Consider the following 12,892-nt stretch of genomic DNA (forward strand, 5'->3'; position numbering starts at 1 on the left):
TTTTAAGAGCGACCTTTCCCTCTTCCTTTATTTCTTTCTACATCAGGCGTAGATAGTGGCTTTATTACTTCACCAGAGGCATTTTCAAAATTTAAAAAAGTACTTCCCAATCCTTCTGCTTGCTTTTTGATATCTCGTTCTGATAACTGCATATTTTTTATAGGAGAAATAGCTTCTTTACTTTTACCAAAAGGAAACTCGCTAGGATTAGTAATGTTAAAAGATTTTACTAATTCATCTGTACTTGTAACAGTTTCTGAAGACTGCCCTGGTGACTTTCCAGTTTGTGCTGACCTTAGAGTTTTTGATGGTTTGTTCTGGTTATCATATTCTCGATACAATTTTTCTGCAATACCATTCAGCAATTTTAAGTCTGTATGAATTTTAAATTCTCCACCAGTAATTCCTGCCAGCTTCTTAAGGTCTTCGTCAACTTTATTAGCAATTCCTTTAAGAACAAGCTCTCTTATTTCTTTCTCGCTCTTGCCTTTATTATCAGGATTAGTTTTAATAGTGTTAGCTATTTCCTCAACGTTAATTTCAATTACAATTTTGTTTTCTTCTCTAAAAATAGTTACATTCGGTAAACCTACTTTTATTTTACCTAATTGTTCATCGTTCAAATAAGGTATATCTCCCGTCAGAGCCCTTGACGCTAAAAAAGCTACCTTTCCTTTCCCTTTCTTTTGCTCTGTTATTTGTACACCAAGATTCTCACTAGCTTGTGTGGTTTCTATAGGTGGGTCATATTCCCTTTCTTCTTTAGGTACATCTATACCAACAGCTTCCTTTAACGAAACTGTAGCATCATGTTTCATTTCACCCATTGAAGCAAACGGCTTCTTTATAGGGTAAATAAGTGTTTTAGGCACAAGAGTAAGCACACGACGTGTAGCTTCTACACCTGTTTTAACTGCTCCGCCTATCTTAGCCCAAATAGATCCTGCCATACATGCCTCCAAGGTACTTTCTATAACTAAATACATTTTAATTATAGACGAAAAAATTTAAACTTCTATATCCATTATAAGATAGAATTATAGGGATTGCAACCATTATTTATACATTGTCTAAAACATGTGGTATTTGCTACTTTATTCAATTCACTTTAAAGAGTACTCTCTAAATTATGTTTAAATGGAACACAAATAATATCATTGATGCAACTGGCGGAAGAGACGTAAATGGTTGTAATTGGACACATAGCTCAAATATTTCAACGGACACAAGAAGCATAAAAAAAGGTGATTTATTTATTGCACTCAAGGGAAAGAATTTTGATGGCCATAATTTTTTGCATGAAGCGTTTTTAAAAGGGGCTGCCGCTGCAATAGTAAGTGAGGGTAAATATAAAAATTTCCCTCTCATTATTGTACAAGATACCCTGAAAGCTTTGCACGATATGGCATCATACTATATTAGAAATATTCTTGTTGATGCTAAAGTTATTGCAATTACAGGCAGTGTCGGGAAAACCACTACAAAGGATATGCTGCACACTGTTTTATCGCAATATGGAGTGTTCCATGCAAACGAAGGTAACTTAAATAATAATATAGGATTGCCTTTGACAATTCTAAAAGCTCCAAAAAACTGCCAGTACTTAATCCTTGAAATGGGAATGAATAAAGCTGGTGAAATAAAAGAATTATCAAAGATTAGTAATCCAAATATTGCAGTTATTACCAACATCGAACCTGCACATACTGAAAATTTTTCATCACTATTTGACGTTGCACAAGCGAAGTTAGAAATTCTATATGGTATGAAAAGTAATGGTACTTTGGTCTTAAACAGAGATAATAAATATTATGATTATCTCTCATCACATGCCAATAGAAATGTAATAAGCTTCGGTAAAGATAAAAATGCTGAAGTTTGTTTGTTGGACCTAATAAGAAATGATGACGGGCTAAATTTAAAAATCAGGCTGAGTGATAATCAAACTATAAACTGTAATTTACGTGTGCAAGGTGAGCATTTTGCTTATTCGCTACTTGTTGTTGCAGCAGTTGTGCAGAGCCTTGGACTTGATTTATCAAAATTACCACTTGCACTTAAGAATTTTAGTGTAACGAAAGGTAGAGGCAATATTCATAAGGTCAAATACAATAAAAAATATATACATTTAATTGATGACTCCTATAACGCCAGCCCTGCTTCGATGAAAACTGCAATAAAAACTTTGAGTACATATTCTAATCAGAGAAAAGTAGCTTTGCTTGGTGATATGTTGGAACTTGGTGATAAAAGCATAGAATTTCATACAGATTTGGTTAAGATTATCACAGAAAATAATATAGATAAAATTTATACAGTTGGTAAATTTATGTTAGAATTGCATGAGCTTTTGCCAGATAATATAAGAGGCGCGCATTTTAATGATTCTAATCAATTGAAAAGTGATTTAGCTAACATTATTCAGAATAATGACGCAATTCTAGTTAAAAGCTCACGAAGAATGAAAATGGATCTTATTGTACGGGAATTCATAATAGAATATTAAGCAAAATCATTGTATTAATTTACAGTAACAAATTATTAGGAACTTTAATCGTGACAAAACGTGTAATCATTTTTGGTGGAACGGGGTTTATAGGGAAACACATCGTAAGACGCTTGGCAGCAGAAGGATATTTAATAAAGATATTCACTCGTAATCAGGAAAAAGCTGCTTGTTTAAAATTGTGTGGCAATTTGGGACAAATATCAATATTTAAAGGCGATTTTTTTGATGAAAAATCAGTTCTAGAGGGTATGGAAGAATGTGATGTAGCCATAAACTTAGTGGGAATATTATATGAAGCAAAAAAGCACGATTTTTACGCTGTTCACGTTAAAATAGCTGAAAGGATAGCAAAAGCTGCAAAAATGAAAAATGTACCTATGATGATACATTTTTCCGCTATGGGAATAGAAAATAGTAAGTTGTCAAAATATGCCAAAAGTAAATTGGAAGGTGAAAAAGCTGTAACTTCAGCATTTCAAGAAGCAATAATAATTAGGCCAAGCCTTGTATTTGGTAAAGAAGATAACTTCTTTAATAAATTTGCAAGATTAGCAACTGTTCTTCCTTTTTTGCCGCTAATTGGCAATGGAACGACTAAATTTCAGCCAATATGTGTAACAGACTTAGCTGAAGTGGTATATCGTATTATCAGTTTTAATAAGCAAGACAAGAAAATTTATAACATGGGTGGACCAAAGGTTTACTCTTTCAAAAGCTTATTGAAGTTTATTCTGAATGTTACTAACAGAAAGTGTTTGTTGATCAATGTATCTTTTCCAATGGCAAAGTTAATAGCTTTCTTTTTAGAAAATAAAATTATTTCTATGCTGCTAAAACCAATAACCAGAGATACGAACCCTGTGCTTACTCAAGATCAGGTGAAAGTTATGATGAATAGCTCAATCGAAAAGTCAGCTGACCTTGAAACAATGAAGGTTCGACCATTAGCAATTGAAAATGTGGTGCCAGAATACTTGAAGATTTATAGAAAGTATTGATAGAAGAGTGTGCCCGGTAGGATTCGAACCTACGACCCACAGCTTAGAAGGCTGTTGCTCTATCCAGCTGAGCTACGGGCACACAATATATATAAAATGCTTCTTAGTACAAGTGAAGTCAAGTATTTCGTGTGAATATGATGTTTGTGGTAATATCTTACAACACCTTGTCATTGCAGTTGTGTGTCACGCGCTGCCGAAATTGGATGCGAGAAGTCCATTTATTTTAGAAAATATTATATAGAAAGTTGCTTGACAAACTCCGCCAGCTCCCTTATTGTAGTATTAAGGGTATTTATGACTCAAAACTTGTTTTTGACCTGCAGGCTCAATGACAAAATTCAGTAAAAAACTTAGGGTGTTTTTTGGCGGATTACATAAAATTATAGCGGCTGCATGTCTTTTTTATTTTTTCTACATTCAGCCAAATCGCGCTTAAACTAAGCGTCAGCACATTATTACAGCGCCACTTACAGTAATATAGAGTCAAAACTCGCACCACGGGGCTTCTTTTGCCTTTTTTTCCGTTTGGTAAATTTCTTAATGTTTACAGCTAAAGCAATTTAAGAGACCGAAAATGGTGTCATTCCAGCGCGTGACGCTGGAATCTAGTCTTTATTATGCAGCCACTTATTTAAAGTTAAGTTTTCTGGATCCAAGTAGTCAAGCTACTCGGATGACACCTTGACAATCGTCATCCCGCTACGTGTTAGCGCCGCGGTGGTATGACGTAGGACTGCTGTCATTCCAGTCTGGAATCTAGTTCTTATTGTACATTTACTTGGTGTAGAGTTAAGTTTCCTGGATCCCAGTGTTGGCTACTTGGATGACATCATAGGGGCGCTGGAATGACACCCTGACAATCGTCATCCCGCTGCTTGTTAGCGCTTACTATTACCAATAAATCTAAAAACGCGAATTCTGGATTAAGGAAGGAAGAAAGTATAGGAAATAGAAGGCTTTGTGGATTTGATGGAGTAGGAAATGAGAGTAGAAAAGATATGAACCAAAAAATTAACAGGGGATCTATGGCGAGTGTGTTCAATTTCTAGTCTATTTTTTAGGTAACCAAAAACAGTCTCAATGATAGACCTTTTTCTCAGTAAAATCTTCTCATTTAGCGAAATCAATGTATTTTTCATACCTTTTTTCACCTTGGTAACAAGTTTCAAACCTCGGTCAAACAGCTTCTGAAAAAGCTCTTTTGCAATATAACCTTTGTCACCAAACAAAAGACCGATTAATTTTTCCGTCAGATTTGGCACAGGTATCCTATCATCAACATTGCCTTTTGTTAGCGTAAGTGCATGAATTTCAACATTTTCATTGATTACCATATGTAATTTGAAACCAAAAAACCAGCCGTAAGTGCTCTTGCTTAATTTTGCAATTCCAGCAAAAACTTTGTTTTTGGATATTCTTTTTGCATGACAAACTGCAATGGGAGTTGTGTCTATATATGAAATTCCAGTGTTTTCTGACTGTCCACAAAGCCAATGCAACAACATTGCTAAATGCCACAAAACCCTAGGCTTTAGAGCAACAAACCTGGTATATGAAGGTAACTTTGGAAACTCTGATTTGTAGAGCAACGTTAGGTAATGTAGATAGAAAGTTTTACACGGAGATTGTTGATATAGCAGGATTATTGTCATGATTTCGGAGTGCTCAATTTCCGTTGTTCTTGTGGGGTTTTTACCATTTGGCAGTAGTTTATCTGCAAAATTTTTCTCTATATCTCTGCAAAAATCATCGACCAAACAAAACAGTTTTGTTATATCTTCCATGGGTAACCTCATCTATTTTTTTATCACTGCTGAGTTTACCCTGTTTTCTTGCCTTTTCTATTCTCCTTTAATCCAGAATTCACGTTAGTACTAATTTTTTGATCCAATAATCCTACAGGTAGTCCTTCTGTTGTAACTGCAAACGTTGTATGCATCACTAATCCATGGGTTTTAAAATTAGTTGTTTTAGATGTTAATCTTGCTGCTATAATCCCTAATCCTTCGGTCTTTTTATGATTTTTATATGAAATATAACTCGTGTCCTGGATAGCTAAGATAGTTGAGTATTCTTTAGCTCTTTCAACATTTTTAATTATATGACTGTCTAATATCTTTCTTTCAGAAATGGCATCTTTTTGGAAAAATCTATAAGCTGCTTTACTTTGATGCCAATCTTCACAAGCTTGATTTATTGAACACTCAGGCGATTCAGCAAAACTATTAACTATTTTTAGAAGCCTTTTACTTAATCTTATATCACCAAAATTAACAATTCCAAATTCACTTTCTGCCCATTCGCCAGTTGAGGTATTTATAGTTCTTTTCATCATATATTCCATTTTTAGAGCCTGTCTTCAAACTAAGTAGAAAGGAGTTAAGAAGTGTGTTATAAGATATATTTTAAATGTACCCAAGCGATATAAGTGACAAAGAATGGAAGATAATAGAGCTATATTTTGAACCTAAAAAGACCGGTAGACCAAGAAAACATAGTATTAGAACAATTATTAACGCAATCCGCTATATGATGAGAACAGGATGTCAATGGAGACAACTGCCTAAAGATTTTCCACCATGGAAAACAGTGTATAGTTGTAATTCGCGATTGAAAAAAAGTGGAATATGGCAAGAGATTCATGATTTTCTAGTTAAAAAAGTAAGAGAGATAATTGGTAAGAATGAAACTCCATCAGTGGGAATAATAGATAGCCAATCAGTAAAAACTACTCAAAAAGGGGATCCAGAGGATATGATGCTGGCAAGAAAGTAAAGGGTAGAAAGCGCCACATCGTTGTAGATACTGTAGGTCTTGTAATTGCTGCTGAAGTACAAAGTGCAAGCATTCAGGATCGTGATGGTGCACTAAATCTTTTTGTTCAAGCCAAATGCAAAGCTCCAACATTACATAAGTTTTTTGCTGATCAAGGATACACAGGTAAATTGCAAAACCTCTGCTTATTGGAAACTGGATGTTTATTGACGATTACCAAGAAAATAGTTGATACAGGATTTCAGGTTATTCCCAAACGTTGGATTGTTGAGAGAACCTTTGCTTGGCTCTCCAATTTTAGACGTATGAGTAAGGATTATGAGCATTCTCCTCTCACTTCAAAAAACAACATCTTCTTTAATATGATCACTATTATGCTTCACAAATTAGCTCATTCTTGAGTTTGAAGACAGGCTCTTAGACCATAGATCTATTTATAATAGAAAGTTGAATTAGTAAGATAGCAGCTTTTTCTCCTTTTAGATTTATGGGTAATAGTAAGCTTTATGCCGGACGCCACCTACCCAGTAAACAAGTTTCCGATAGGTTTATCCCAAGTTAGAAATTACCCCCTGGTTTTGACGTCACCTTTGATGTTTCGACACTTCATCAGTGGTTCACTTGCGTTCGTCTCTCTATTTAACACATGACACATAATTGTGCCTTTTCCGTAACTCTCACTACCTTGACTCTTTATCAAAGCAGCTTACGGTTGTTTAAAGCCTGCTCTTGTAAACCGGCTTTGAGGGGCCCACCCTCATCTATTATGTAGCTTTTGCACTTAGTTTGCTCTTTGTCTGAGCATCCTTTATGCTTCTACGGCACACAATTTCCAACTAATTCATGGTCTAATGAATTCTTCATATTTGTTAATAGCTCATTTTGGAACACATGGCCCAGCTCATGACCTAAAACAAAGTCCATACCGGCAAATTTGTATACTACTATCGCTTTACCATCAGTTGCACCATAAGCATTATCTGCGTCAATGCCAGCTAATTCATTATATTTCTGGTAATCATTCTTGTTGTTAAAAACATTAACTCCTAAATTTAAAGTTGTTTCAGGTTTGTTTACATCAAACAATTTTTTAAAATTTTCATAAGCAACATGAATGTCCTTTTGAATTTGGAATTTCTCTTGTGATGACATGTCGTCATACCTTATGCTATATTTTATACCTTCATCTTGGAATGAAAATACTTTTGGTAATACTTCCTCTATAGTTTCTGGTGCTTTGTCAAAGATCTTTGACTCTGAAGGCTTATATATCTTATTAAAGAATTTTGGTATACATTGTTCTCTAATGCTATATATATAATCTCCATCCATATCACGAACTTCATAATTGTATACAGGATTTGAGTTATTTTTGATTAATTGAAACTTTTGTCCATTAGTGTCAATACCTATTTTACCATTATAATCTTCAGAATAGTTTTTGTATTGTTGATTGTTATTTTTACTCATTTTCGTACCTCACTATTTAAATAAATTTACTCTTAGATCCTGTCTTCAAACTCAAGAATGAGCTAATTTGTGAAGCATAATAGTGATCATATTAAAAAAGATGTTATTTTTTGAAGTGAGAGGAGAATGCTCATAATCCTTACTCATACGTCTAAAATTGGAGAGCCAAGCAAAGGTTCTCTCAACAATCCAACGTTTGGGAATAACCTGAAATCCTGTATCAACTATTTTCTTGGTAATCGTCAATAAACATCCAGTTTCCAATAAGCAGAGGTTTTGCAATTTACCTGTGTATCCTTGATCAGCAAAAAACTTATGTAATGTTGGAGCTTTGCATTTGGCTTGAACAAAAAGATTTAGTGCACCATCACGATCCTGAATGCTTGCACTTTGTACTTCAGCAGCAATTACAAGACCTACAGTATCTACAACGATGTGGCGCTTTCTACCCTTTACTTTCTTGCCAGCATCATATCCTCTGGATCCCCTTTTTGAGTAGTTTTTACTGATTGGCTATCTATTATTCCCACTGATGGAGTTTCATTCTTACCAATTATCTCTCTTACTTTTTTAACTAGAAAATCATGAATCTCTTGCCATATTCCACTTTTTTTCAATCGCTAATTACAACTATACACTGTTTTCCATGGTGGAAAATCTTTAGGCAGTTGTCTCCATTGACATCCTGTTCTCATCACATAGCGGATTGCGTTAATAATTGTTCTAATACTATGTTTTCTTGGTCTGCCGGTCTTTTTAGGTTCAAAATATAGCTCTATTATCTTCCATTCTTTGTCACTTATATCGCTTGGATACATTTAAAATATATCTTATAACACACTTCTTAACTCCTTTCTACTTAGTTTGAAGACAGGCTCTGAGACTGTTTTTGGTTACCTAAAAAATAGACTAGAAATTGAACACACTCGCCATAGATCCCCTGTTAATTTTTTGGTTCATATCTTTTCTACTCTCATTTCCTATTCCATCAAATCCACAAAGCCTTCTATTTCCTATACTTTCTTCCTTCCTTAATCCAGAATTCGCGTCATAAGTGTTGCTATATGAGGTAGACAAAAGAAAATTAGTAAAATTTAAGCACTCAAGAGATTTCTCTCCACGACTTATAGCATATATAGCAAAGTAGTGGTTATGCAAAATTCTCTCAATAGCAATTGCCCCTCGAGCCACCCTAATAAGTGAAACAACATTGTTACAGCCTTCTACCCTGGATGCAGTAATTAAGACGGTACGAATATAATCACTCAAGAGTAATGTACCTTGTTGAATATAGAATCTGAAACTTTCTATACTTAGAGTGTTATTCTCCAATTCAACATTAAAAGGATGCTTAATTATATCCTTTAAAAGATTTGATCCATAACAACTCTTAATTATACCACTGAACACTACAATACTGCCAACGTAAACAACTTGTGCTAATGCGTTTTTATTGAGGTATATTAGAGCAATATGCCTCATCCAAAAACATTATCTCTAGCTCCAGTCCTTTCCTACAAAGCTCATATATCTTTTCCTTTTCACAGTCACTAGCTCTTTTGTATAGCCTACTTGTAATATCACTAACCTCCTCAACCACCGCGTCCATTCCTTTGCTATTACAGATATCAATCCACTTTTTGTATTTGTTATTTTTAATCCCCTTAGTTGTTACCTCATTTGCCATATGGCATATAACAATTTGGTATACATTAAAGGAAGAATAAGACAACACTAAGGTCTCAGTAACAGAATTGTGATACGCAGTACTCATGAAAAGGTCAACACAGGCAGAAAAGCTCTTGACTTTTATGATTATCAGATAGATCACAATCCTAGAAATATTTTTTATATTGTTCTCGAAAATCAAATGCTCCTTTTGCTATATCAATTAACCTACTTATTGTTTCAACATCATTAACTTTAGCTGCAACAACTAAATGAGCACGAGCACAATCTACAGAACCTAGAAAATCCTGCTGAAGGTAAAATTTAAATCTTTTATAATCTATAGCCAACCGAAGTAAGATTTCCCCGAGAGCTGAAAGACAAAATCAATAGCCGAATTAATATTGGGCCAAAAGCTTGGCAGCACTTTTCTTATGGCATGCTTAATGGCAAACCAGAACTTCTCAATCGGATTTAAATCCGGTGAGTATGGCGGCAAGAACAAAATTTTACACCCAACATTTTCTATCAAATTTTTCGTTCTTGCAGATTTATGAAAGCTTGCATTATCGAGAACAATAGTCTGTCCAGGTTTTAATATAGGAACAAGTATATTTTCTACATAAGCATCAAAAATCTCGCTGTTGCAGTAGCCCTCAATTACCCAGGAAGCTTTAACTTTTCCCTCATTTAGTGCTCCTATTATGCTTACCCTCTTTCTTTTAAACCCTGGTTTATCGGCAAATAACCTCTTGCCTTTTTGAGACCACCCATATTCATAAAATCTGTTGTCTTCTACTCCAGAGTCATCTATGAATATCAAGTTTTCTTTTTCTATTCCTTCTATTTTTTTTATGAACTCCTTGCGTTTCTCTTCATTCCTTTCCTGATAAAGAAAAGTTTTTTTTATATGTATAGTTTACTTTTTTAAGATAATTGTAGACTGTGTCTTTGCACATGTTGCCAAATTTTTCAATTATTTTTTCAACCGTAATATCTCGGTTTTCATCCAGAAATTTGACAAAGCCATCTAAGTATTTAATTTTATGACTATGTCCCTTTTGGTAGCCTGAAGACGGTTTTATACTTCCTGTTTCTTCTCTTCTTTTCCTCCACCAGTATATAGTTTTTCTATCAATTTTGAACATCTTGCTTACTTCTTCCATAGTCATTTTTTTCTCGTCAACCACTTTTAAAACTCGTTCCCTCAGGTCCTCACTATATGGCTTTGCCATCATTCTACCTTAATTAAAGCAGTATTATACCTTTTTACACTCCTTTGAGGAAACCTTATTTCGGTTAGCTATAAAGTACCATTCATCAATTCAACATAAAAAGGATGTTCTTTCATCCTATCAATAAGATCGGAAAGCTCTTTTACAATTACGTTGTACAGTTCTCCTTCTATTTCGTTATACACTTTATGAGCCTCACAATAAAAACTGAATATAATAATTATCACTAATACAGTATAATGATTATGAAAAAGCAATTATACTTCAACAATAAGCTAGTATATAAATATGAGGCTGTAAATCAAAAATTTTAGCAATCTAAAGAAATTTTACTATTACCTTCTATATTGAATTCTCTACAAAGATCAGCAGACAAGTTCATGCTTTCCCAAGAAAATCCACCGTCATTTTCTGACTCTTTACCAAAATGTCCATAACAGGCTGTACGTTTATATATAGGGCGATTAAGCGATAAATGCTTGATTATGCCTTTTGTTGATAAATCTATACTATTCTCGATAAACTCTTTAATTACTCTTTCCTCCACCGCATTCGTACCAAATGTATCAATATAGAATGAAGTAGGTTTTGATACACCAATTGCATAAGAAAGCTGCACAAGACAACGTTCAGCTAAACCTGCAAAGACAATATTTTTAGCAAGGTATCTTGCCATATAAGCTGCAGATCTATCAACTTTGGTTGCATCTTTTCCGGAAAATGCCCCTCCACCGTGTGGAATATAACCTCCATAGGTATCAACCATAATTTTTCGTCCGGTTAATCCACAATCACTAACCGGTCCACCAATAACAAATCTACCAGTTGGATTGACTAAGAGATTTTCCTCAGGACATATCCACCCTTTAGGTAAAGATGAAACTATGTAAGGATAAATTATTTCTTTTACTTTTGATTGATCCAAATCCTCAGGGTGCTGTATTGAGACAATAATACTTTCAGCAAGTACCGGGAGGTTATTCTCATATGCCAAAGTGATTTGTGATTTTGCATCCGGACCAAGCTTTGCTTCTTTAACTGCGCTCATGATATTTTTCAGAATCGAGTGTGCATAAAAAATGGGTGCTGGCATAAGGTTTTCTGTCTCTGTTGTTGCATAGCCATACATTATGCCCTGATCCCCAGCACCTTGATCCAACCCTATTGCAATGTCATTTGATTGCTCATGCAGCAGTATATTTACCTTCACTTTTCTCCAGTGGAAACCATCATGCTCATAACCAATATCTTTTATTGTATTCCGTACAATACTTTCAATCCTGCTATTTTTGATGTTAGGTCCGAATACTTCCCCAGCTATAATAACGTTATCTTTGGTGACTAAAGTCTCTATTGCAGCTCGCGCAAAAGGATCAGTGAAAAGGTATTCATCAAGTATTGCATCTGAAATTTGATCTGCTACTTTATCTGGATGACCAGCCGCCACTGACTCACTGGTTACTAAATTTTTATATAAACTCATGCTTTAGGTTTCTGCTTATACAATACCAAAACCGCTATAAAAAACACAGTTAGTAATTACTAAATGGTGGGCCTGGGAAGAGTTGAACCTCCGACCTCACGCTTATCAGGCGTGCGCTCTAACCACCTGAGCTACAGACCCCTGATTTATTCAAGCTGAAGCTTTCATATTATCTGTAGGCAAGATATCAATAAAAGTCTTTTTATTTGCTGACCTTCTAAAGCTGACCCAGCCTTCTACTTTGGCAAAAATCGTATGATCTTTACCTATACCAACATTCTTCCCAGGATGGAATTTTGTGCCTCTTTGGCGCACAATTATGTTACCAGGAATAACCTTCCCATTCTTCTTTATTCCTAACCTACGACCTGCTGAATCTCTACCATTACAGGAACTACCACCTGATTTTTTAGTTGCCATATCTTACCTCTTACTTTTGAAGATTAATTTCATTGATACGAAGAACAGTTATATACTGCCTATGACCAGTCTTTCTACGGTAATTTTTTCTTCTTTTCTTCTTAAAGATTATAATTTTTTCTCCTCTACACTGCTCCAATACTTCAGCTTTAACAGTAGCATTAGATGAATAAGATAAGCCATTATTTGAAGTGCAAATCACCTTATTGATTTCTACCTCTTTTTTTTCTTCAACTTCTAACTTCTCTACTTTTATTATACTGCCTTCTTTTACTAAATATTGTTTTCCACCAGTCTCAATTACTGCAAACATGATAAATATAAATTATTG

General features: G+C 34.6%; 17 protein-coding genes, 2 tRNA genes and 3 pseudogenes. 5 read left to right on the top strand and 17 right to left on the bottom strand.

Annotated elements, in window-relative coordinates; translation table 11 throughout:
- Positions 1-2: 2 nt before the first annotated feature.
- On the bottom strand, positions 3-986 hold the full coding sequence (locus ACFELZ_RS02965; protein ID WP_375316474.1) for a hypothetical protein: 984 nt from the start codon (positions 984-986) through the stop codon (positions 3-5).
- 143 nt (positions 987-1,129) lie between these two features.
- Here ACFELZ_RS02965 and ACFELZ_RS02970 point away from each other — a divergent pair, with 143 nt between their 5' ends.
- Both ACFELZ_RS02970 and ACFELZ_RS02975 read left to right on the top strand, forming a co-directional pair.
- On the top strand, positions 1,130-2,506 hold the full coding sequence (locus ACFELZ_RS02970; RefSeq protein ID WP_375316475.1) for a UDP-N-acetylmuramoyl-tripeptide--D-alanyl-D-alanine ligase: 1,377 nt from the start codon (positions 1,130-1,132) through the stop codon (positions 2,504-2,506).
- Positions 2,507-2,556: 50 nt separating this feature from the next.
- On the top strand, positions 2,557-3,507 hold the full coding sequence (locus ACFELZ_RS02975; protein ID WP_375316476.1) for a complex I NDUFA9 subunit family protein: 951 nt from the start codon (positions 2,557-2,559) through the stop codon (positions 3,505-3,507).
- 8 nt (positions 3,508-3,515) lie between these two features.
- On the opposite strand, the gene ACFELZ_RS02980 is transcribed toward ACFELZ_RS02975, so the two are convergent.
- The 3 genes and pseudogenes from ACFELZ_RS02980 to ACFELZ_RS02990 form a co-directional block, all read right to left on the bottom strand.
- Positions 3,516-3,589: transfer RNA gene (locus tag ACFELZ_RS02980), tRNA-Arg, on the bottom strand.
- An 844-nt stretch (positions 3,590-4,433) separates the two neighbouring features.
- Entirely contained in the window at positions 4,434-5,294 is an 861-nt protein-coding gene (locus ACFELZ_RS02985) for an IS982 family transposase (protein WP_375315786.1), read from the bottom strand.
- A gap of 53 nt (positions 5,295-5,347) precedes the next feature.
- Positions 5,348-5,845, bottom strand: a pseudogene (locus tag ACFELZ_RS02990) (transposase DNA-binding-containing protein); the annotation flags it as partial.
- 74 nt (positions 5,846-5,919) lie between these two features.
- On the opposite strand from ACFELZ_RS02990, the gene ACFELZ_RS02995 reads away from it, so the two are divergent.
- Both ACFELZ_RS02995 and ACFELZ_RS03000 read left to right on the top strand, forming a co-directional pair.
- On the top strand, positions 5,920-6,285 hold the full coding sequence (locus ACFELZ_RS02995) for a transposase (RefSeq protein WP_375315821.1): 366 nt from the start codon (positions 5,920-5,922) through the stop codon (positions 6,283-6,285).
- Positions 6,286-6,302: 17 nt separating this feature from the next.
- Positions 6,303-6,686: a transposase gene (locus ACFELZ_RS03000; protein WP_375316619.1), complete on the top strand. Its 384-nt coding sequence runs from the start codon at positions 6,303-6,305 to the stop codon at positions 6,684-6,686.
- A gap of 415 nt (positions 6,687-7,101) precedes the next feature.
- Here ACFELZ_RS03000 and ACFELZ_RS03005 read toward each other — a convergent pair whose 3' ends face one another.
- The 4 genes from ACFELZ_RS03005 to ACFELZ_RS03020 are packed head-to-tail and all read right to left on the bottom strand — an operon-like array spanning position 7,102 to position 8,573.
- Positions 7,102-7,755, bottom strand: coding sequence for a hypothetical protein (locus ACFELZ_RS03005; RefSeq protein WP_375316477.1), 654 nt, complete (start codon positions 7,753-7,755; stop codon positions 7,102-7,104).
- Between the two features lie 51 nt (positions 7,756-7,806).
- On the bottom strand, positions 7,807-8,265 hold the full coding sequence (locus ACFELZ_RS03010; protein WP_375316623.1) for a transposase: 459 nt from the start codon (positions 8,263-8,265) through the stop codon (positions 7,807-7,809).
- On the bottom strand, positions 8,208-8,372 hold the full coding sequence (locus tag ACFELZ_RS03015; protein WP_375315781.1) for a hypothetical protein: 165 nt from the start codon (positions 8,370-8,372) through the stop codon (positions 8,208-8,210). Before ACFELZ_RS03015 ends, ACFELZ_RS03010 begins: the two co-directional genes overlap by 58 nt.
- Positions 8,373-8,375: 3 nt before the next feature.
- Positions 8,376-8,573: a transposase gene (locus ACFELZ_RS03020; RefSeq protein ID WP_375315797.1), complete on the bottom strand. Its 198-nt coding sequence runs from the start codon at positions 8,571-8,573 to the stop codon at positions 8,376-8,378.
- Positions 8,574-8,631: 58 nt separating this feature from the next.
- On the opposite strand from ACFELZ_RS03020, the pseudogene ACFELZ_RS03025 reads away from it, so the two are divergent.
- Positions 8,632-8,790: pseudogene (locus tag ACFELZ_RS03025) on the top strand (IS982 family transposase); the annotation flags it as partial.
- Between the two features lie 132 nt (positions 8,791-8,922).
- On the opposite strand, the pseudogene ACFELZ_RS03030 reads toward ACFELZ_RS03025, so the two are convergent.
- The 9 genes and pseudogenes from ACFELZ_RS03030 to rplU all read right to left on the bottom strand — a co-directional run.
- Positions 8,923-9,237: pseudogene (locus ACFELZ_RS03030) on the bottom strand (hypothetical protein); the annotation flags it as partial.
- Entirely contained in the window at positions 9,206-9,529 is a 324-nt protein-coding gene (locus tag ACFELZ_RS03035; RefSeq protein WP_375316644.1) for a hypothetical protein, read from the bottom strand. The gene ACFELZ_RS03035 and the pseudogene ACFELZ_RS03030, both read right to left, overlap by 32 nt.
- A gap of 61 nt (positions 9,530-9,590) precedes the next feature.
- Complete coding sequence (locus tag ACFELZ_RS03040; protein WP_375316478.1) at positions 9,591-9,773, bottom strand: hypothetical protein; 183 nt, start codon at positions 9,771-9,773, stop codon at positions 9,591-9,593.
- Positions 9,764-10,339, bottom strand: coding sequence for an IS630 family transposase (locus ACFELZ_RS03045; protein WP_375316645.1), 576 nt, complete (start codon positions 10,337-10,339; stop codon positions 9,764-9,766). The genes ACFELZ_RS03040 and ACFELZ_RS03045 overlap by 10 nt, the downstream gene beginning before the upstream one ends.
- Complete coding sequence (locus ACFELZ_RS03050) at positions 10,299-10,661, bottom strand: helix-turn-helix domain-containing protein (RefSeq protein ID WP_375315839.1); 363 nt, start codon at positions 10,659-10,661, stop codon at positions 10,299-10,301. Before ACFELZ_RS03050 ends, ACFELZ_RS03045 begins: the two co-directional genes overlap by 41 nt.
- Before the next feature lie 307 nt (positions 10,662-10,968).
- Positions 10,969-12,141: a methionine adenosyltransferase gene (metK, locus tag ACFELZ_RS03055; RefSeq protein ID WP_375316479.1), complete on the bottom strand. Its 1,173-nt coding sequence runs from the start codon at positions 12,139-12,141 to the stop codon at positions 10,969-10,971.
- Positions 12,142-12,205: 64 nt separating this feature from the next.
- Positions 12,206-12,282 (bottom strand) — tRNA-Ile (locus ACFELZ_RS03060).
- Positions 12,283-12,291: 9 nt separating this feature from the next.
- Positions 12,292-12,561 (bottom strand): 50S ribosomal protein L27, encoded by a 270-nt coding sequence (gene rpmA, locus ACFELZ_RS03065; RefSeq protein ID WP_096617064.1) that lies wholly within the window; start codon positions 12,559-12,561, stop codon positions 12,292-12,294.
- A 10-nt stretch (positions 12,562-12,571) separates the two neighbouring features.
- Positions 12,572-12,874, bottom strand: a complete 303-nt coding sequence (rplU, locus tag ACFELZ_RS03070) for a 50S ribosomal protein L21 (protein ID WP_375316480.1) — start codon at positions 12,872-12,874, stop codon at positions 12,572-12,574.
- Between the last annotated feature and the right edge of the window lie 18 nt (positions 12,875-12,892).

Source organism: Wolbachia endosymbiont (group A) of Colletes cunicularius, assembly GCF_964264715.1.
Classification (GTDB): Bacteria; Pseudomonadota; Alphaproteobacteria; order Rickettsiales; family Anaplasmataceae; genus Wolbachia.